Source organism: Thermosulfurimonas marina, from assembly GCF_012317585.1.
GTDB lineage: Bacteria > Desulfobacterota > Thermodesulfobacteria > Thermodesulfobacteriales > Thermodesulfobacteriaceae > Thermosulfurimonas_A > Thermosulfurimonas_A marina.
Genome location: NZ_CP042909.1, coordinates 1678871 through 1697157, shown reverse-complemented (window position 1 = coordinate 1697157; position 18287 = coordinate 1678871). Strand labels below are relative to the sequence as shown.

Annotated in this window: 15 protein-coding genes; 13 read left to right on the top strand and 2 right to left on the bottom strand. The window is 60.4% G+C overall.

The genetic code is table 11. The features are described 5' to 3' along the window. Positions 1–36 precede the first annotated feature (36 nt). The 10 genes from FVE67_RS08825 to FVE67_RS08780 are packed head-to-tail and all read left to right on the top strand — an operon-like array spanning position 37 to position 12235. Positions 37–504 carry an FKBP-type peptidyl-prolyl cis-trans isomerase gene (locus FVE67_RS08825; protein WP_168720227.1) on the top strand — a complete coding sequence of 156 codons (468 nt, stop codon included), beginning with the start codon at positions 37–39 and terminating at the stop codon, positions 502–504. After that, positions 501–1727, top strand: a complete 1227-nt coding sequence (locus FVE67_RS08820; RefSeq protein ID WP_168720226.1) for a cofactor-independent phosphoglycerate mutase — start codon at positions 501–503, stop codon at positions 1725–1727. The genes FVE67_RS08825 and FVE67_RS08820 overlap by 4 nt, the downstream gene beginning before the upstream one ends. Next, the gene (gene nadB, locus FVE67_RS08815) at positions 1728–3338 is read left to right on the top strand and encodes an L-aspartate oxidase (RefSeq protein WP_168720225.1); all 1611 of its coding nucleotides are present in this window, start codon (positions 1728–1730) and stop codon (positions 3336–3338) included. It begins immediately after the preceding gene. A 3-nt stretch (positions 3339–3341) separates the two neighbouring features. Beyond that, a complete protein-coding gene (locus tag FVE67_RS08810; RefSeq protein ID WP_168720224.1) occupies positions 3342–4058 on the top strand; it encodes a YggS family pyridoxal phosphate-dependent enzyme in 717 nt (238 codons plus the stop codon). Next, the gene (locus tag FVE67_RS08805; RefSeq protein ID WP_168720223.1) at positions 4009–6354 is read left to right on the top strand and encodes a ComEC/Rec2 family competence protein; all 2346 of its coding nucleotides are present in this window, start codon (positions 4009–4011) and stop codon (positions 6352–6354) included. Before FVE67_RS08810 ends, FVE67_RS08805 begins: the two co-directional genes overlap by 50 nt. Then, on the top strand, positions 6326–6760 hold the full coding sequence (locus FVE67_RS08800) for an archease (RefSeq protein ID WP_168720222.1): 435 nt from the start codon (positions 6326–6328) through the stop codon (positions 6758–6760). Before FVE67_RS08805 ends, FVE67_RS08800 begins: the two co-directional genes overlap by 29 nt. Beyond that, complete coding sequence (locus FVE67_RS08795; RefSeq protein ID WP_168720221.1) at positions 6757–8286, top strand: ASKHA domain-containing protein; 1530 nt, start codon at positions 6757–6759, stop codon at positions 8284–8286. Before FVE67_RS08800 ends, FVE67_RS08795 begins: the two co-directional genes overlap by 4 nt. Beyond that, positions 8279–9595 carry a ribosome biogenesis GTPase Der gene (gene der, locus FVE67_RS08790; RefSeq protein ID WP_168720220.1) on the top strand — a complete coding sequence of 439 codons (1317 nt, stop codon included), beginning with the start codon at positions 8279–8281 and terminating at the stop codon, positions 9593–9595. Before FVE67_RS08795 ends, der begins: the two co-directional genes overlap by 8 nt. Then, positions 9596–11233, top strand: a complete 1638-nt coding sequence (gene hflX / locus FVE67_RS08785; protein WP_168720219.1) for a GTPase HflX — start codon at positions 9596–9598, stop codon at positions 11231–11233. It abuts the gene before it with no gap. A gap of 42 nt (positions 11234–11275) precedes the next feature. Then, a complete protein-coding gene (locus FVE67_RS08780; RefSeq protein WP_168720218.1) occupies positions 11276–12235 on the top strand; it encodes a manganese-dependent inorganic pyrophosphatase in 960 nt (319 codons plus the stop codon). 51 nt (positions 12236–12286) lie between these two features. Here FVE67_RS08780 and FVE67_RS08775 read toward each other — a convergent pair whose 3' ends face one another. Both FVE67_RS08775 and nadC read right to left on the bottom strand, forming a co-directional pair. Beyond that, on the bottom strand, positions 12287–13072 hold the full coding sequence (locus FVE67_RS08775; RefSeq protein ID WP_168720217.1) for a sulfide-dependent adenosine diphosphate thiazole synthase: 786 nt from the start codon (positions 13070–13072) through the stop codon (positions 12287–12289). An 81-nt stretch (positions 13073–13153) separates the two neighbouring features. Beyond that, positions 13154–14008, bottom strand: coding sequence for a carboxylating nicotinate-nucleotide diphosphorylase (gene nadC, locus FVE67_RS08770; protein WP_168720216.1), 855 nt, complete (start codon positions 14006–14008; stop codon positions 13154–13156). A gap of 64 nt (positions 14009–14072) precedes the next feature. On the opposite strand from nadC, the gene FVE67_RS08765 reads away from it, so the two are divergent. The 3 genes from FVE67_RS08765 to FVE67_RS08755 are packed head-to-tail and all read left to right on the top strand — an operon-like array spanning position 14073 to position 18286. Then, on the top strand, positions 14073–15041 hold the full coding sequence (locus tag FVE67_RS08765; RefSeq protein WP_168720215.1) for a sigma-54 interaction domain-containing protein: 969 nt from the start codon (positions 14073–14075) through the stop codon (positions 15039–15041). A 37-nt stretch (positions 15042–15078) separates the two neighbouring features. Further along, positions 15079–16983, top strand: a complete 1905-nt coding sequence (locus FVE67_RS08760; RefSeq protein WP_168720214.1) for a tetratricopeptide repeat protein — start codon at positions 15079–15081, stop codon at positions 16981–16983. 1 nt (position 16984) lies between these two features. Beyond that, a complete protein-coding gene (locus FVE67_RS08755) occupies positions 16985–18286 on the top strand; it encodes a sigma-54 dependent transcriptional regulator (RefSeq protein ID WP_168720213.1) in 1302 nt (433 codons plus the stop codon). Position 18287: the final 1 nt, after the last annotated feature.

The following is an 18287-nucleotide window of genomic DNA, read 5'->3' as shown; positions in this document are numbered from 1 at the left end:
TGCCTCCCCCGGGCCGAGGGATTATCTTCCCCCTGGATGGCGGGGGAAGTAGTTTCCGAAAAAAGGATCGGCCCGGGGGATCGCGTCTCCTTCCGCTATCGGGTGCTGGCCGAAGGCGGCCTGGTGGACGCCTCCGAGGAGCCGGTGACCATTATCGTGGGGGAAGGCCGCTTTCCCCCTTCCGTGGAAAAGGCCCTCCTGGGGCACACGGAGGGGGAAGTCCTTTCAGTGTGGGTCCCCCCGGACGAACATTACGGCTGGTATGACCCCCGTAAGATCCAATTTCTGCCCGTAGAAAAGATCCCTCCCCAGGCCCGGCCCGGGGAGACCATCTTCGTCCCAGACGAACTGGGGGTACTTCACCCGGCAAGGCTTGCCCGGAGAGACTCCCGAGTGGCGGTAGTAGATCTCAACCATCCCCTAGCCGGAAAACCCCTGCGCTTTGACCTGGAAATCCTCAAGGTGGAAAAGATCTCCGAGCCCCAAGGAGGCCAGAAGATATGAAATACATTCTGCTGATCGGCGACGGTATGGGTGATTTCCCTTTAAAGGAGCTTGACGGGCGCACCCCTCTCGAGGTGGCCACCATACCGGGGCTGGATTTTTTGGCCCGACACGGAGAAATAGGGTTGGTTCAAACCGTGCCCCAGGGGATGCCTCCCGGAAGCGACGTGGCCAACATGAGCCTCCTGGGATATCCCCCAGAGAAAAAATACACCGGCCGGGGACCCATTGAGGCCGCAAGCTTAGGTATCCCTATGCGGCCCGAGGATGTGGCCTTCCGGTGCAACCTGGTGACCTTAAAAAGGGTGGGGCAGAACCTGATCATGGAAGACTACAGTGCCGGACACATCTCCACCGAAGAGGCCCGCATCCTCATCGAGGACCTTAACCGGGAACTGGCCGACGAAAAGTTGGAACTCTTTTGTGGGAAAAGCTACCGCCATATCCTCCTCTGGCGCGGAGGGCCGGAGGGCCTGCGCACCGTCCCTCCGCATGATCTCCTGGGGAAAAACATCTACCATGCCTGGCAGGCCTATCGGGAAGAGCCCCTGTTAAGGAATTTCCTCATGCGGGCCATCCGCATTCTGGAAAAACACCCCCTCAACCAGAAACGCATCGCCGAGGGCAAACCCCCGGCTAACGCCCTCTGGCCCTGGGGACAGGGGCGTATGCCTCTTCTGGAGCCCTTTTCCCAAAAATGGGGCCTTACCGGGGCCGTAGTGGCTGCCGTGGACCTGGTCAAGGGACTGGGGCGCCTGGCGAAACTGGAGGTGATCGAGGTAGAGGGAGCCACGGGGTACCTCGACACCAATTACGAGGGCAAGGCCTTGGCGGCGCTGGAGGCCTTAGAAAGCCGGGATTTTGTCCTGGTGCATGTGGAGGCCCCGGACGAGGCCTCCCATCAGGGGGATGTGGATCTCAAAATTAAAGCCATTCAAGACTTCGACCGTTATGTGGTTCGCACGGTCATCGAAGAGGCTGCCGCCCGTTTTGAGGCCTACCGCATCCTGGCCGCCACCGACCATCTCACCCCTATTCCCCTGCGCACGCATTCCTCCAAACCCGTGCCCTTCGTCCTCTTTGACTCCCGTTCCGGAGAGGAAAGGCGGGCCGAGGGCTTTTCCGAAAGAACGGCCCAGGCCAGCGGACTTTTCATCCCCGACGGACAGAGCCTGATGAGCCGCTTCCTGGAAAGGGAACCCCGGCTTCCAGAGGAGGCCTAGATGGCCCTCCGCACGGATATCTTGGTCATCGGCTCCGGCATCGCCGGACTCACCCTGGCTCTAAAACTGGCGGATCTGGCCGAAATCACCGTAATTACCAAAAAGCGGGCCGAAGAAACGGCCACGGCCCTGGCTCAGGGGGGTATTGCCTGTGTGATGGCCGAGGACGATTCCTTCGAGCTCCATATCGAGGACACCCTTCGGGCCGGAGACGGGCTCTGCCGAAGGGAGACCGTAGAACTGGTAGTCCGCCAGGCCCCGGAAAGGATCCGGGAGCTCCTGGAATGGGGGGTGGAATTTAGCCGGGATCCCCGGGACCCCTCCCGTTTCGATCTGGGCCTCGAGGGAGGCCATTCCCGAAGGCGGATCCTTCACGTGGAGGACCACACCGGTCGAGAGATCGAACGGGTACTCCTGGCTCGGGCCCGGGAAAGGTCCTCCATTCGCCTTCTTGAAGGTCATTTGGCGGTAGACCTTATCACTTTAGGGAAACTCCGAAGGGATACCGGAAGAGATCGGGTCCTTGGGGCCTATATCCTGCGCTGGGGGGACGGGCACATCGAGACCGTACTAGCCCCGGTGGTGGTGCTGGCCACCGGAGGGGCGGGCAAGGTCTATCTTTACACCAGCAACCCGGACAACGCTACCGGGGACGGAGTGGCTCTAGCGGTGCGGGCGGGGGCCCGGGCGGCCAACCTGGAGTTTGTCCAGTTCCACCCCACCTGTCTTTACCATCCTCGGGCCAAAAACTTCCTTATCTCCGAGGCCCTGCGGGGAGAGGGGGCCGTGCTCCTTGATCCTGAAGGCCGTCCCTTCATGCACAAGTATCATCCTGCCCGGGAGCTCGCCCCTCGGGACATCGTAGCCCGGGCCATCGACCTGGAACTCAAGCGCAGCGGGGCCGACCATGTGTGGTTGGATATCTCCCACAAACCCGCAGACTTTGTCCGTCAACGCTTCCCTTACATCTACGAGACCTGCCTGCGTTTCGGGATCGACATCACCCGGGAGCCTATTCCGGTGGTCCCCGCCGCCCATTATATGTGCGGGGGAGTGCTCACCAACCTGCGGGCCGAGACCGATCTTTTCGGGCTTTATGCCGTGGGAGAGTGCGCCTGCACCGGGCTTCACGGGGCCAACCGCCTGGCCTCCAACTCCCTCCTTGAGGCCCTGGTCTTCGCCCACCAGGCCGCCCTTTCCATCCGCGAAAACTGGTCCGCCCTGCGGGAACTTCCCCAGGTAGAAGTCCCGGACTGGGACCCCGGAGGGGCGGTGGACATGGAAGAAAAGGTCCTCATCTCCCACAACTGGGACGCCATAAGGCGCCTCATGTGGAACTATGTGGGAATCGTCCGCAGCCTGGATCGGCTGGAGCTGGCCCGCCGGCGCCTGGATTTCATCGCCCGGGAGGTAGAAGACCACTACTGGCGTTATATTCTCACCCCGGAATTTGTGGAATTGCGCAACCTCTGCCAGGTGGCCCGACTCATTGTGGCCTCAGCCCTTTCCCGCAGGGAGTCTCGCGGGGCCCATTTTCTCAAGGAATACCCGGAAAAGGACGAACGCTTCTGCCGGGAGACCCTGGTCACCCGGGAGGTCTTACGGCTTTGAGCCATGGGTAGAGTTTGGGGACCGGAAGAAATCGCCCGCCGGTTTAAGGAAATTCGGGAGCGGGTGGCGGAGGCGGCCCTGCGGGTCGGCCGCCGCCCGGAGGAGATCCGCATCCTGGGGGCGGCCAAGGGCCAAAATCCGGAAAAGATCCGGGCCGCGGCCGAGGCCGGCCTGCGCCTGGTGGGCGAAAACTACGTGCAGGAGGCCGAGCGCAAGCGTCCCCTTCTCGAGGACCTTCCCCTCTCCTGGCACCTCATCGGCTACCTCCAACGCAACAAGGCTCGCAAGGCCCTGAAGGTCTTCGATCTCATCGAGACCGTGGATCGGACAGAAATCGCCGAAAGGCTTTCTCGTCTGGCCCTAGAGGAGGGACGGAGGTTTCCGGTCTTCATCCAGGTCAAACTGGCCCCGGAAGAGCGCAAGGCCGGGGCTCCTCCGGAGGAGGTCCCGGCTCTGGCCCGCCGGGTGCTTGAGCTTCCGGGTCTGGAACCGCGCGGACTCATGACCATTCCTCCTTATTTTGAAGACCCCGAGGAGGTGCGCCCCTATTTTCGGCGCCTGCGGGAGATGCGGGATCACCTCTGGGAAACCCTGAAATTGCCTGGCCCCGGAGAACTCTCCATGGGAATGAGCCATGATTTCGAGGTGGCCATAGAGGAGGGTGCCACCCTTGTGCGCCTGGGAAGGGCCCTTTTCGGCCCCCGGCCGCCCAAGGCCTAAAAGCCCTCCGCTGCTCTTAGCCACCCCGGCGCTGGCCCTGGGTCTCCTACTCTCCTTCTGGGAAACCTCCCCTTTCCTCAAAGCCCTCCTCCTGGGAACAAGTCTTCTCCTGCGCCGGCCGACCGTCCCCTTGGCCCTTCTCCTGGGGCTCCTCCTCGGGTCCTGGCACCTCCAAAAAGACCGGAACCTCTTTCTCAAGACCCCGCAGGTTTTCTCGGGAAAGATCCTTGAAGAGAAAGCCTCCTTCGGAGGGACCCTCCTTGAGGTTCAGACCCGAAAGGGCCGGGGCCAGATCCTGGCCCGAAGGATCCCTCCGGAGTGCCGGGCAGGGGCGGACTTCGTGGCCCGGCTCTGGCCCGGACCCCGGGGCTTCCTCAATCCGTTTTCCCCAACGCTTTCCGAAAGCCTCCTCGCCCAGGGGCTCCGTTTCCGGCTCCGCCTGAAAAATAGCCGGGATCTGGAGTGTTTTCCTCGTAAATCTCGGGGAATCTCCGCCTTGAGGGCCAGGCTTTACGGTTTTGCCCTGGGGCTTTCCCCGGAGGCCCGGGGCCTCTTTTCGGCCTTGATTTTGGGAGAAAAGGTCTTTTTGGAGGAGGATTTCCGGGAAAGGATCACTCGCCTGGGCCTCTTTCACTTCCTGGCGGTCTCCGGATTTCATCTGGGTCTCCTCTACGGCCTCATCTTCTGGGCCACCCGGAACCTTCTTTCCCGCCTCTGGTCTTTCTCCGGGATCCCGGTCCAGATCCCCGCGGCCCTGGCCGGTCTTTTTTCCGCGATCTTTTACGCGGCCCTGGCCGGTTTCCCCCCTTCGGCCGAAAGGGCCCTGGCCATGCTCGGGCTCTTCACCCTCTCCCGGATCTTTTTCCGGCGGGTCTCGGGCTGGGAACTTCTGGCCGGAGCGGTGGTCCTTCTTCTTTTCCTGAAACCCCAAGAGGTGCTCTCGGTCTCTTTCCGGCTCTCCGTGGCCGCCGTAGCCGGCATCCTTTTGGCCCACGGCCTCCTGAAAGGCCGTCTTCCCCAACGACGCCTGCTGGCCTGGCCCCTGGAGGCCCTGGCCCTCTCCCTCGGGGCCTGGGCCTTCACCCTTCCTTTGGTGCTTTATTATTTCGGAGAAGCCGCCCTCCTGGGCCCCCTGAATACTCTCCTCACTTTCCCCCTTTGGTGTGCGATCCTCATTCCTGGGGAACTCCTCTGCGGGCTCCTGGCCCTGATCTCTCCAGGAACCGCTACGCCGATGGCCGAGACCCTGGGGCATCTCGCCGGAATTTTCCGCAACCTCCCCCTCCCCTCCCCCGTCCTCCGTCCCCCTTGGCCGGTGGGACTTTTCAGCCTGGCCCTGGCCTCCCTTCTCGCCTCTCTGGTTCTTTTCTTTTACCAACGGAGATCGGCGGCCCTTTTCTCCTGCGGGCTATTTTTGCTCTTAAGTGCCCTGGGTTGGGGGGCTCGGGAGAGGGTCTTTTACCTTTTGGTGAGCGATATCGGCAAAGCCAACGCCGTGGCCGTCCATCTGCCCGGAAACCAGGGAGTCCTCTTCGATGCCGGGGCCCGCTTTGGAAATTTCGAGGCCGGAAGATACGTCCTCAGGCCCCTTTTGAAAAAGTTGGGCTTTCCAGACCCGAAGCTGGTCCTTCTCTCCCATCCAGACCTTGACCACACCGGAGGACTCCCGGCCTTGAAAGAAGATTATCCTCTGCGGAAGGTCCTTTCCGGAGCCTTCCGGCCGTCTTCCTGGAGGCCCCTGGGAGAGATCCCCGAGGCCCTTAAAAAACCCATGGTCCTTTCTCTGGAAAGGGCCCAAATCTTTCTCCTTCCCGGGAGACCCGCTCCCCCGGCGCGCCTTGAAAACCGGGAGAGCCTGCTGAGCTTTTTGGAATATCGAGGGCTTACGGTCTTCTTTCCCGGGGATGCCGATAGGGAAAGACTCTTGAGACTCCTCAGGGAAGGCGCCCTTCTGCCCTCGGAGGTCTTTATCCTGCCCCATCACGGGGCTGCAAGCGGCCTTTTCGCCCCGGCCTGGGAGGCCTTGAAACCCCGGGTGGCCCTGGCCTCGGCCCGGGGCCGGAAACACCCTCACCCCGCGGTACGCCGCTGGCTCAAGGTCCACGGGATCCCCCTCTACGAGACCGCCCGAGAGGGAGCCCTCACCCTCTTTGTCCGTGGAGACCAATTCCTCCTCTGTCCGGAAAAGAGGCTGCGGAAGGGACTTCCGAAAGAACTCCTCTGGCCTTATATTCCCTATGTAGTTTCGGGAGAGTACTGCGAGGCTTATGAACTTCACACCTTACGAGACCTTTGAACACGGAGCGGACATCGGAGTCCGGGGATACGGACGGACGCTGGAGGAGGCCTTTGCCAACGGAGCCCGGGCCCTTTTCGCCCTCATGGTAGAAAACTTCGAGGAGGTTTCCCCCCGGGAAAAAACCCCGGTCACGGTCTCGGCGGAACTCCTCGACGAGCTCTTCGTGACCTGGCTCAACCGCCTTCTCACCCTTTCGGCCCTGGAACATCGAGTCTTTGCGGATTTCGAGGTGGAGATTCGGCGTGAAGGGCAGGAATTCCGTCTTACGGGCCAGGCCTGGGGCGAGCCCTTCGACCCGGAAAGACACCTCCTGGGAGTGGAGGTCAAGGGGGCCACTTTTACCCTGGCCCGGGTGGAAAAGGAGGGAGATCTCTGGGTAGCTCAGTGCGTGGTGGACGTATGAGAGCGGTAGCCGAAAAAATCTCTCTTTTCCTCCCTCCGCCCTCCCTTTCCGACCAGCGTGCGGATGAAAGGCGCCTGCGAGAGGCCCTAAGCGAAGTCCTGGGAGAGGCCCCGGAGATTCCCCTTTCCGTATTAAAAAAACTTCCGGAGACCTTGCGGGCCGGGGATTTTCAGGTGGCGACCGTGGTGGGAAAAAGGGAGCAATCCTGGGAAGTGCTGGAAGTCTGGCCCCGCAAGGGACCGGAGCCCCTGGGTTTGGCCATCGACTTGGGAAGCACCGGGGTGGTCCTCTATCTGGTGGATCTTTCCCGAAAGGAGGTCTTGGCCAAACGCTCCTTTCGCAATCCTCAGATTCCTTACGGGGAAGACATCCTCACCCGACTGCATTTTGCCTCCAAGCCGGAGGGTCTGGAAGAGCTTCGTCGAATTACTCTAGAGGGGCTCTCCGAAGAGATCCGCAAACTCCTGGGCCCAGAGGTTTCAAGGGTTTTTTACTACGCCCTTTGCGGGAACACCACCATGACCCACTTCCTTCTGGGGCTTCCCACCCGTTGGCTCTACCGCGAACCCTATATCCCGGCGGCCAACTGGCTGGACGTCCTCAAGGCCCGGGAGGTGGGTCTTCCCGGACATCCCGAGGCCCTAATCTTCCTTTTTCCCTCCGGGGGGAGCTATTTCGGAGGAGACCTCTTGGCCGGACTCTACTACGTAGAGCTCCTTCGGAAGGAGGGACTGGCCCTTTTCGTGGACGTGGGGACCAACGCGGAAGTGGTTCTGGGAAACCGGGACTTTCTTTTGGCCTGCGCCGGAGCCGCCGGCCCGGCCCTCGAAGGGGGCATCCTCTCCTGCGGTATGCAGGCCGCCCCCGGGGCCATAGAACGCGTGCGCTGGGAGGAGGGGAAATTCGTCTATCAGACCATCGGAGGAGAAAAGCCCCGCGGGATCTGTGGCTCTGGAGCCATAGATCTCCTGGCCGCCCTTTTTCTCTCCGGCCTCCTCTCCCCCGAAGGGGTTTTCCGGCCGGAAAAGGCCCCCGAACATTTCCGGGAAATTAAAGGCGAGCTGGCCTTCATCCTCGCCGACGAAAAGGAGACGGCCCACGGAAAACCCCTCTATCTTACCCAGGGAGAAGTTAAAAATCTTATCCGCTCCAAGGGAGCAATGTTTACCATTCTTAGAGTAATATGTGAAAATCTTGGTGTAACTTTTGATGATATTGAAGAAATTTTTATTGCTGGAAGCTTCGGCAACCATATTGATCCGGAGTCTGCGGTAACCATCGGGATGCTTCCGGATCTACCCCGGGAGAGATTTCGTCCGGTGGGAAACGCCGCCGGAAAGGGGGCGGTGAAATTCCTCCTTGAGGGAGGTTTTCAGGAATTGCGGGAGATCTTACGCCGGCTCACCTATCTGGAGATGAATGTGGAAAACCGTTTTATGCAACTCCTTACCGGGGCCCTCTTTCTCCCCCATACCGATCTGGATCTCTTTCCTTCGGTCAAGGAAAAGGTGGCTCGAAATGCCTAAAGTAGCCCTTATCGGACGCCCCAACGTGGGCAAATCCACCCTCTTCAACACCCTGATCGGGGAACGCAAGGCCGTGGTGGAACGCACCCCGGGGGTCACCCGGGACCGGGTTTACGGAGAGGCGGAGATCGAGGGACGACGGGTGACCTTTATCGATACCGGGGGGCTTGAGCCCGAGGAGGGAGACCTCCTCAAGCAGGAGACCCTGCGTCAGGCCGAAGCCGCCCTGAAGGAGGCCGATCTGGTTCTCCTGGTAGTGGAGGCCAAGACCGGGCTCACCCCTCTGGATGAAGAGGTAGCGGAGTTGGTCCGGGCCTCGGGAAAGCCCCTTATCCTGGTGGTCAACAAGGTGGATGGAAAAAGGGATCTCCTGAACCTTTCCGAATTTTACGCCTTGGGGCTTGAACCCCTGGTCCCCATCTCGGCCAAGCATCGCCGGGGTCTAGAAGACCTGATCCAGCTTATCCTGGAAAGACTTCCGGAAGAAGGACCTCCGGAGGAGGAAGGAAAGGCCCCGGTGGTAAAAGTAGCCCTTCTGGGAAGACCCAATGTGGGCAAAAGCTCCCTTCTTAACCGACTGGTGGGCTACGAACGTATGATTGTCTCGGACATCCCCGGCACCACTCGGGACAGTATTGATACCCTGCTCGAGCTTCCGGACGGCCGCCGCTATCTCCTCATTGACACCGCAGGCATCCGCCGCCGGGCCCGCATCAAGGAACGGGTGGAAAAGTTCAGTGTGGACAAGGCCTTTGAGGCCCTGGAGCGGGCGGAGGTGGCCCTCCTGGTGCTCACTGCGGAAGAGGGCATCACCGACCAGGATCAGAAAATCCTCTCCCAGATCGAAAAGCGTCACAAGGCCTGCCTCATCCTGGTCAACAAATGGGACCTCCTGGACGGAAAACGGGAGGAGGGAAACATCCTCCTGCAACAGATCCGCTATGGGGCGCGCTTTGTGCCCTGGGCCCCCATCCTTACCGTTTCGGCCAAGACCGGGCGACGGGTAGCCGAGATCCTTCCCCTGGTGGACGAAATTTACGCCGAATACTCTCGAAGGGTTCCTACCTCTCAGGTCAATCGGGCCCTGGAAGAGATCCGTAAGGAAAGACCCCTTTACACTCCCTCCGGTAAGAGATTAAAATTTTACTATGCTACCCAGGCGGAAATTAGGCCGCCGACCATCGTAATATTTACTAACTATCCGGAAGAGATTCCCAAAAGTGTAGAACGATTTGTGCGCAATCGCTTGCGCGAATATCTAGGGTTCACTAAAACCCCGATAAAGGTCCTCTTTCGGCCTCGGCGCTAGATGTCCAAGACGGTTTACGGTCAGACCACCGGTCTTTCCCCCAGCCAACTCCGAGCCTTGGAGCGCCTTTACCGGAGGCGAGTGCCCCCGGATTATCTGGTCACCCACGAACTCTGTCGAGAACTGGCCCACCTTTCTAAAGAACTCAACCGCCAGATCGGCCTTCTCTTGAACCGCCGAGGAGAGGTAGAATACGTCATCCTCGGGGATTATCACCGCATCGTGATTCCGGAGCTCGAAAGGCCCCGCAAAGCCCCGGGGCGCCTCCTGGGTCTGCGCTGCCTCCATACCCATCTTTCTCATCCGGGGCTGGATCAGGACGACCTTCTGGACTTGGCCTTCCTGCGCCTGGACACCATGACCGCCCTCGAGGTCCAACCCGAGGGGCTCCCCGGAAGGCTCTACACCGCCTATCTCCTTCCCCGAAAAGAAGGGAACGGTTACTACGGCTTTTTGGAACCCCTTTTCCCCTGGGAGTTGCGCGGGGACTTTCGGGATCTGGTGGAGTCCCTGGAGGAGGAGTTAGAACGCCAGCGCCCCCTCAAGGAGGTGAGCGACCGGGAGGACCGGGCCCTTCTCGTGGGGGTCTACGAGGGGCCGCGCTTTCTGGCTGAGGATCGCCTGGCGGAGTTGCGGGAACTCGCCCGTACCGCCGGGGTGGCCGTGGTGGGGGAGGTCCTTCAGCGGCGGTCCTCTCCAGACCCGCGCTACGTGGTGGGTAAGGGAAAGCTTTCGGAGATCATCATCCAGGCCATGCAGACCTCGGCCAACCTCCTGATCTTTGATCGGGAGCTTTCCCCCTCCCAGGTAAGGGCCCTCACCGAGATTACCGATCTAAGGGTGATCGACCGCACGCAACTCATCCTGGACATCTTTGCCCAGCGGGCCCGCAGCCGGGAAGGCAAGATCCAGGTAGAGATGGCCCAACTGCGCTATATGCTCCCCCGACTGCGGGCCAAAGACGACGCCTTCTCCCGGCTGACCGGAGGCATAGGGGGCCGGGGTCCGGGAGAGACCAAGCTTGAGGTGGACCGGCGGCGCATTCGGGAGCGCATGGCCCGTCTGGAACGAGAACTCAAGGCCATCTCCTCCCAGCGGGCCCTGCGGCGCAAGCGCCGCCGACGGCAGGGCCTGCCGGTGGTGGCCCTTATCGGTTATACCAACGCCGGAAAGACCACCCTCCTCAATACCCTCTCCCGGGAGGAATTCCTGGCCGAGGACAAGCTCTTCGCCACCCTGGACCCGGCCACTCGCCGGGTGCGGCTTCCCGACGGTCAGGTGGTCCTCTTTACGGACACCGTGGGTTTCATCCGGGACCTTCCTGCGGACCTCAAGCGGGCCTTTCGGGCCACCCTGGAAGAACTCTACGAGGCCGATCTCCTCCTCCATCTGGTGGACGCGAGCCACCCATCCTACGAGGAACACCTGGAGGCCGTGGAAAGCCTCCTGGAGGAGATGGATCTCCTCCGCACGCCGCGGCTTCTGGTCTTTAACAAGATCGATCGTCTGAGTCCAGAAGAGGTCCTGGCCCTGCGAAATCGTTTCCGCGCGGAAGCAATTTCCGCCATTAATCCGGAAACTCTCCCTCCTCTCCTCTCGCGCATTGCTTCCTTCCTTGACAGCCAACGCCCGGCGTGATACCCAAAAGAGGGCCAAATTCTAGCTTGAAGGAGGGAGGAAATGAGTAAGATCTATGTTGCCGGGCACAAGAGTCCGGATACGGATTCCGTCTGTTCGGCCATCGGTTACGCCTACCTTAGGAATCAGTTGGTCAAGGCCGGAAGCCCCTACGCCTCCACCCATAAAGAGGAGGCGGTGGCCGTCCGCCAGGGGGATCTCAATCCGGAGACCGAGTTCGTCCTCAAGCACTTCGGGATTCCCACGCCGGAGCTCATGACCGACGGGGCCGGCAAGAAGGTCATCCTGGTGGACCACAGCGAGCGGGGGCAGACCCTGGACAACATTGACCAGGCGGAAATCATCGCCATCATCGACCACCACAAGATCGGAGATGTGACCACCCCCAATCCCATCACCTTCATTAACATGCCCACCGGGTGCACAGCCTCCATCGTGAAGGCCCTCTTTGACTTCTTCAAGGTGGAGATCCCCAAGGAGATCGCGGGAATCCTCCTTGCGGCCATCCTTTCGGACACCGTGGCCTTCAAATCCGTGACCACCACGGAGTTTGACAAGAAGGCCGCCGAAGAGCTGGCCAAGATTGCGGGCATCGAGGACCTGATGGCCTTTGCCATGGAGATGTTCAAGGCCAAAAGTGACGTGGCCGGAAAGAGCCCGCGGGATCTTCTCTACCGGGACTTCAAGGACTACATGATGGCCGGAAAGAAAGTAGGGGCCGGACAGATCGAGGTGGTAAGCCTCGATCTCCTGGCCGAGGTCAAAGACGCCATCTACGAAGAGATGCAGAAGGTCAAGGCCGAAGGCGGCTATCACACCATTGTTCTTATGCTCACGGACATCATGAAAGAGGGGACGGAGCTCCTGGTGGTCACCGACGATCCTTCGGTGATCGAAAAGGCCTTTGGCAAGAAGCTCGAAGGAAAGAGCATCTGGCTTGACGGGGTCATGAGCCGGAAAAAGCAGGTGGTGCCGCCGCTCGAGAAGGCCTTTGGGGCCTAAGAGAGACCTGGCGTGAGCCCGGAGGGGGCGGGCCTGGCGCCCGCCCCTTTTTTATTTTTCTTGGCGCAGCCTTTCGGCGATCTCTTGAGCCACCTTCTCCCCGGAAAGGAGCATGCCCCCGAAGATGGGACCCATTCGGAAGGAGCCAAAAGTGGCGTTGGCCGCCATCCCGGCCACAAACATTCCGGGATAGACCTCCCGGGTGTTCTCGAGAGTGGTGGTTTCCGCCACCTCCGCCCAGAGAGAGCGCTCGCCCTCGATCTTCCCGCTGGGCGTGAAAAGTTTCACGTTCATCTTCCGCTGTAGGACGTGAAGCACCGAGAGTTCGTGTCCGGTGGATTCCACCACGTAGCGGGCCCGGATGGCCAGGGGGTCCACATGGAGTCCGCCCATCTCCACGGCGGTCCAGTTGATCACCAGCCCTACCACCCGGTCCTCCCGCACCATCACGTCCTCCACACTTACCAGGTTGAAGATCTTGGCCCCAGCCTTGCGGGCCGCCAGCCCCAAGGCGCAGACGCACTCCACGGCATCGGCCGTGTAATATTCCTCCTTCCAGGGGCGGACCTCTACCCCCACTTCCCGAAGGATGCGGGCCCCCTCTTCCTGGACCACGATCTCATTGAACATCATGCCCCCGCCCCACATGCCGCCGCCGATGGAGAGTTTGCGCTCGAAGACCGCTACCCGAAAGCCCTCTCGCCCCAGCTTATAGGCTGCCGTAAGCCCCGAAGGCCCGGCTCCCACGATGGCCACATCCACCTCCAGAGCTTCCTCCAGTTTCTTTGTGAAACTTTCCACAATAGCCTGGGTGATCTTGACCTCGTCCAGCGCCATACGAGCCTCCTTTTTGAGATTTGGGGAACTTTAACCACAATTTCCTACCAAAGCAATAGGAATAGAAAAATTTCACAAAGTCTACGGAAAGATCTCCACCACCTTGAGGTGGATATCCACCGCACGGGCAGAGTGCGTAAGGGCCCCCAGGGAAATGAGATCCACACCGGTTTCGGCCACGGCCCGCACATTTTCCAAGGTGACCCCACCGGAGGCCTCAAGCAGGACCCCTGGAGCCCTTTGGCGGGCCAGCTCCACCGCCGCCCGCAACTCTTCCAAAGACATGTTGTCCAGAAGGATGACCTCGGCCCCGGCCGAAAGGGCCTCTTCCAGTTCAGTCAGGGTGCGCACCTCCACCTCAATGCGAAAGACATGGGGGAGTCTTTCCCGAGCCCGGCGTACGGCCTCGGCCACTCCGCCACAGGCCCGGATATGGTTATCCTTGATCAGAATCCCCTCCGAAAGTCCGAAGCGGTGGTTGTGCCCACCCCCTATCCGGACGGCGTATTTTTCAAGAAGTCTCAGGCCCGGGGTGGTCTTGCGGGTGTCCACAATTCTCACCGGCAACCCCTCCACGGCCCGCACCACCTGTCGAACATAGGTGGCCACCCCGGAAAGGTGCTGCAGGAAATTAAGGGCCACCCTTTCGGCCTGAAGGATGGAGGCCACCCGGCCCACAATCTCGGCCAGCACCGTTCCCCCCGAAACCTCCCTCCCCTCTTCCACCAGAAAGTTTACGGCCAGCTCCGGGTCTACCTCCCTGAGCACGGTTTCGGCCACCGGAAGCCCGCAGACCACCAGGGCCTCCTTGGCCCGGATAATTGCCCGTCCCCGGAGGTCTGGGGGCACCAAGGCCTCGGTAGTGAGATCCCCGAAGGGGGCGTCCTCTTTGAGGGCCTGCCGCACCAACTCCTCATAGAGCCAACGAGAAAGCATAGGCCTATTTTACAGAGCCCCCCTCGGGACTCAACTTTCAAAAATTTGACAGAGAGGGAAATCCATGAAAAAAATAGGTTTGATGGAGATCCTGGGAAAAAGCCCGGCCATAAAGAAGGTCCTCCAACTTATAGAGAAGGTAGCTCCGCGGGACAGTACGGTCCTCATCCTGGGAGAGTCCGGGACCGGAAAGGAGTTGGTGGCCCGGGCCATTCACGCCAAAAGCCGGCGGAAGGAGGGCCCTTTCGTTCCGGTAAATTGCGGGGCCATCCCGGAAGAACTCCTGGAAAGCGAGCTTTTCGGTTACGAACGCGGGGCCTTTACCGGGGCCTCCCGCAGCAAACCCGGCCGTTTCGAGCTGGCCCACGGGGGGACCATCTTCCTGGACGAAGTCTCGGAGATGAGCCCCAAGCTCCAGGTGAAGCTCCTGCGGGTGCTCCAGGAAAGGGTGGTGGAGCGCCTGGGCTCCGAAGAACCCCGCCCGGTAGATATCCGGATCATTGCCGCTACTAACCGGGACCTGGAAAAGGAAGTGGCCCAGGGCCGCTTCCGTGAAGACCTTTACTTTCGCCTCAACGTTATTCCCATTCGCATGCCTCCCCTTCGAGAACGAAAAGAAGACATTCCCCTCCTTGCTGAACATTTTCTCCAGAAGTTCTGCGAGCGGGAAGAAGTTCCTCTGAAACGCCTCTCCCCCGGAGCCTTGGAATGCCTGATGAATTATCCCTGGCCCGGGAATGTGCGGGAGCTGGAAAACCTGATGGAAAGGCTGGTCATCTTGGTAGAAGAGGATGTGATCCGGGAAGAGGATCTTCCGGAGCACTTCCGAGGGCTGACCCCTCCTCCGGGCCTGATCCCGGTAGAGATCCCTCCTCAGGGCATCGATCTCAAACAGATGCTTCTGGAGATCGAAAAGACCTTCATCCTGAAAGCCCTGGAGCTTTCGGGAGGGGTACGGACTCACGCTGCCAAACTTCTGGGCCTCAAACGCACTACCCTGGTAGAGAAGATGAAACGCCTCGGTCTGGAATAGGCCCTGATTTTGCATAAGCTCCCATAGGATGCATTCCTTGGTGCGGAAAGTAGGAATATTTCTGCTCCTGGTCTCTGTGGCCCTCCCCGGGCTGGCCGCTGAAGCTCCGGAGAAGGATCCGGCCTGGTGGCTGGAGCAGGCCCGTTTTGCCTATGGAGAGGGGGACCTCTTGGGGGCCCTGCGCATCCTCAAGGAGACCGAAAAGCGCTTTCCGGGAAGACTAGTGCCTCCGCTACGGGCTCTGGAGGCTCGAGTACTTTTTGAATCCGGAAAGGTGGAAGAGGTCATAAAAAGGCTGGAGCCCCTTACGGCCTCTTATGCCCTCTCTCCCGAAGACCTTCTCCTTTTAGCTCGGGCCCATCTGCGGCTCCACAATTACCCCCAGGCCCTCTTCTGGGCCCGCCTGGTGGAAAAGCGGGCTCAAGGAGAATTGCGCTGTGAGGCCCAGGTGATGCTGGCCCAAAGCTATCTGGCCACCAAACTGCGTCGCAAGGCCGCCCAAAAGGCCCTGGAAGTGCTTCGGGAAAGCTGTTCAGAAAAGACCCTGGCCGGGGCCCTGGAGGTCTTGCTTGAAAGCGGCCAGGCCCTGGAGGAGGTCCAGAAAATCCTTAAGGAGCGCCCGGCCCTTCGCCTCTACGCCCCGGGAATCTTCAAGATCCTGGGAGATCGCTGGCTGGCGCAGGGGAAACTGGAAAAGGCCAAGGAGGCCTATTTCCGCTACCTGAATCTCTCGGGCTCCGAAGAGGAGGCCCCCGGAATTTTCCTGAAGCTGGCGGAGGCGGCCTTTCATCGCGGCCGCCTGCGGTGGGCCCGGACCTATTACGAGCTTTTGCTTACGGTCTGGCCCCATCTCGATGAGGCCAAGTTTGCCAAATTTCGGCTCTATCATCTTTCTTATGAATTCAAACGCCGGCTCGGGGCCCCCACCCTCAAGGAACGCAAAGTCCTCATCCCCCTGATAAACGAACTGCGTCGCACCCATCCCGACCACCCCATCACCCGAGAGGCCCACGCCTTCGAGGTGCGCCTCTATCTGGAGGACAAGAAGCCGGAAAAGGCCTTCTGGACCGCTCTGGATTTTCTCAAGCGTTACCCTCGGGACCCCCTTCGCAAGGAAGTAGAAAGCAGACTCTGTGAGGCCGACAATCTCTTCCTGGGCCAACTTTTCGCCGAAAAGGCCTACGCTCGCATTCTCAAGATCCATCGCCAGGAGGGGGCCCTGTTGGAGAAGGCCCGCTGTGGGGCCCATTTTTACTGGCTGGGAAAGACCTACGGGGTCTTTCATCTGGACCTCACCCGTACGGCCTATCTTCTGCGGGCTTATGAGTTCGGGGTCCCCCGGGCCTATCGTCCGGAACTCTATCTGGCCCTCATCCGTGAGGCCCTGGAAGAGGGCCGTCTGGAAGAGGCCTCCGAGATCCTGGAAATCTTTCCCCGGGAATTCCCCTTCTACCGGGATCATCCCCGTCTTCTCCTTCTCAAGGCCCGCTGGCTCTATCAGGCGGGCCACCTCCAGGAGGCCCGGCGGCTTTTCGAAGGCCTTCTTTCCCGCAAGGACTTCCCCAAGGAACTTCGACCGGAGGCCCTGGGTATCTTCTTCCAGCTGGCCCTCCAATTAAAGGACCTGGATTTGGCCTTCCGGATCTTAGAAGATCCCTCCTACCGGGCCACAGACGAAGACTTCGCCTTTTTGATCCAAATGGCCCTGGAAAACGAAGATTATCTCCGAGCCAAGCGGTATCTGGCTGCCGGGAAAAAACGTTTCCCCGACTCTACCCCCTTGCGCTGGCTGGAGGGAGTATATTATGAAAGAAGGGGCCAGGAAGAGGCCCTGAAGGTTTGGCAGAGCCTGGCCAGCGCCAACTCCACCGAAGGACGTCTGGCCCAGGGTATCCTCCGGGGGCTGCAGCTTATCGATCGGGCCCGCAGGGTTATATACTGATATGGCCATTGTCTTCTGGACCCCCTCGGGAAGGCTCCGGGAGCTCGCCGAAGATCTGGCCCGGGAACACTCGGTGCGTCTGCTTTCCGACCTCCTGGCGGACCTTCCCCGGGAAGATTCTCCAGAGATCCTAGTGGCCGAGGTGTCAGGGGAGGGGCCTTCCTTTCGTCAGATCCTTGACGTGGTTCGCCACCACCATCCCGGACTTCCGGTCCTGCTTCTGGCCGAAAGGGCCGGAGTAGAAGAGGCGGTGGAGGCTATAAGGGCCGGGGCCTATGACTTCCGGCTCCTTTCCACGGATAGAGACCTTCTACGGAAACTGATCCTGGCCGCCCTAGAGGAAAGGCGTCTTCTTTCAGGAGAGGAGGGCTTTCTCACCCGGGATCCGGCCCTCCGGGCCCTGCTTGAGCGTTTGCGGCCGGTGGCCGCTAGCCCTGCTCCCGTCCTCATTGTCGGGGAGTCCGGTACAGGAAAAGAGGTCCTGGCCCGCTGGCTCCACCAGGTAAGCCCTCGGGCTCGGGGACCCTTCGTGGCCATAAACTGTGCGGCTCTTCCCGAAGCCCTCCTGGAGTCCGAACTTTTCGGCTATGAAAAAGGGGCCTTCTCCGGGGCCCTGACCCGCAAAAAGGGGAAATTCGAACTGGCCGACGGAGGGACTATCCTTCTTGACGAGATCACCGAAATGCCCCTTCCCCTTCAGGCCAAACTCCTGCGAGTGTTGCAGGAGGGAGAGGTAGACCGCCTCGGTGGGGCTTACCCCGTAAAGGTAGATGTCCGGGTCATTGCCACCACCAACCGAGAGATAGAAGAAGAGGTCCGGGCGGGGCGCTTCCGGGAAGACCTCTATTTTCGCTTAAATGTGATCCCGGTAAGACTCCCCCCCTTGAGAGAACGCCGGGCGGATATTCCCTATCTGGCCGAACACTTCCTGCGCGAATTTGCCCGGCGCTACGGCAAAGAGATCCGGGGCTTTTCCCGGGAGGTCTTGGAGATCTTTGAAGGCTACGACTTTCCGGGAAATGTGCGAGAACTAAAAAATCTGGTGGAAAGGGCGGTACTTCTGGCCCGTGGGCCGGAGATCACCCCCGAGGATCTCCTCTGGGAAAGCCCCCTCTCCCCCACCGTCCCCCGGGAAGAATCCCCTCCTCCGATAAGACCCCTCCGGGAGCTCGAAAAGGAAGCCATTCTGGCGGCCCTTAAGGCTTGCGGCGGCAATCGCACCCGGGCCGCAGAGATCCTGGGCATAAGTGTCCGCACCCTCCGCAATAAGCTCAAGGCCTTTCGGGCACAAGGTTTGCTATAAA

Coding starts and splice junctions, on each gene's coding strand:
- nadC (WP_168720216.1), bottom strand. CDS start 14,008: ATGCTTTCTCGTTGGCTCTATGAGGAGTTGGTGCGGCAGGCCCTCAAA.
- FVE67_RS08775 (WP_168720217.1), bottom strand. CDS start 13,072: ATGGCGCTGGACGAGGTCAAGATCACCCAGGCTATTGTGGAAAGTTTC.
- FVE67_RS08825 (WP_168720227.1), top strand. CDS start 37: ATGGCGGGGGAAGTAGTTTCCGAAAAAAGGATCGGCCCGGGGGATCGC.
- FVE67_RS08800 (WP_168720222.1), top strand. CDS start 6,326: ATGAACTTCACACCTTACGAGACCTTTGAACACGGAGCGGACATCGGA.
- nadB (WP_168720225.1), top strand. CDS start 1,728: ATGGCCCTCCGCACGGATATCTTGGTCATCGGCTCCGGCATCGCCGGA.
- hflX (WP_168720219.1), top strand. CDS start 9,596: ATGTCCAAGACGGTTTACGGTCAGACCACCGGTCTTTCCCCCAGCCAA.
- FVE67_RS08765 (WP_168720215.1), top strand. CDS start 14,073: ATGAAAAAAATAGGTTTGATGGAGATCCTGGGAAAAAGCCCGGCCATA.
- FVE67_RS08820 (WP_168720226.1), top strand. CDS start 501: ATGAAATACATTCTGCTGATCGGCGACGGTATGGGTGATTTCCCTTTA.
- der (WP_168720220.1), top strand. CDS start 8,279: ATGCCTAAAGTAGCCCTTATCGGACGCCCCAACGTGGGCAAATCCACC.
- FVE67_RS08795 (WP_168720221.1), top strand. CDS start 6,757: ATGAGAGCGGTAGCCGAAAAAATCTCTCTTTTCCTCCCTCCGCCCTCC.
- FVE67_RS08810 (WP_168720224.1), top strand. CDS start 3,342: ATGGGTAGAGTTTGGGGACCGGAAGAAATCGCCCGCCGGTTTAAGGAA.
- FVE67_RS08755 (WP_168720213.1), top strand. CDS start 16,985: ATGGCCATTGTCTTCTGGACCCCCTCGGGAAGGCTCCGGGAGCTCGCC.
- FVE67_RS08780 (WP_168720218.1), top strand. CDS start 11,276: ATGAGTAAGATCTATGTTGCCGGGCACAAGAGTCCGGATACGGATTCC.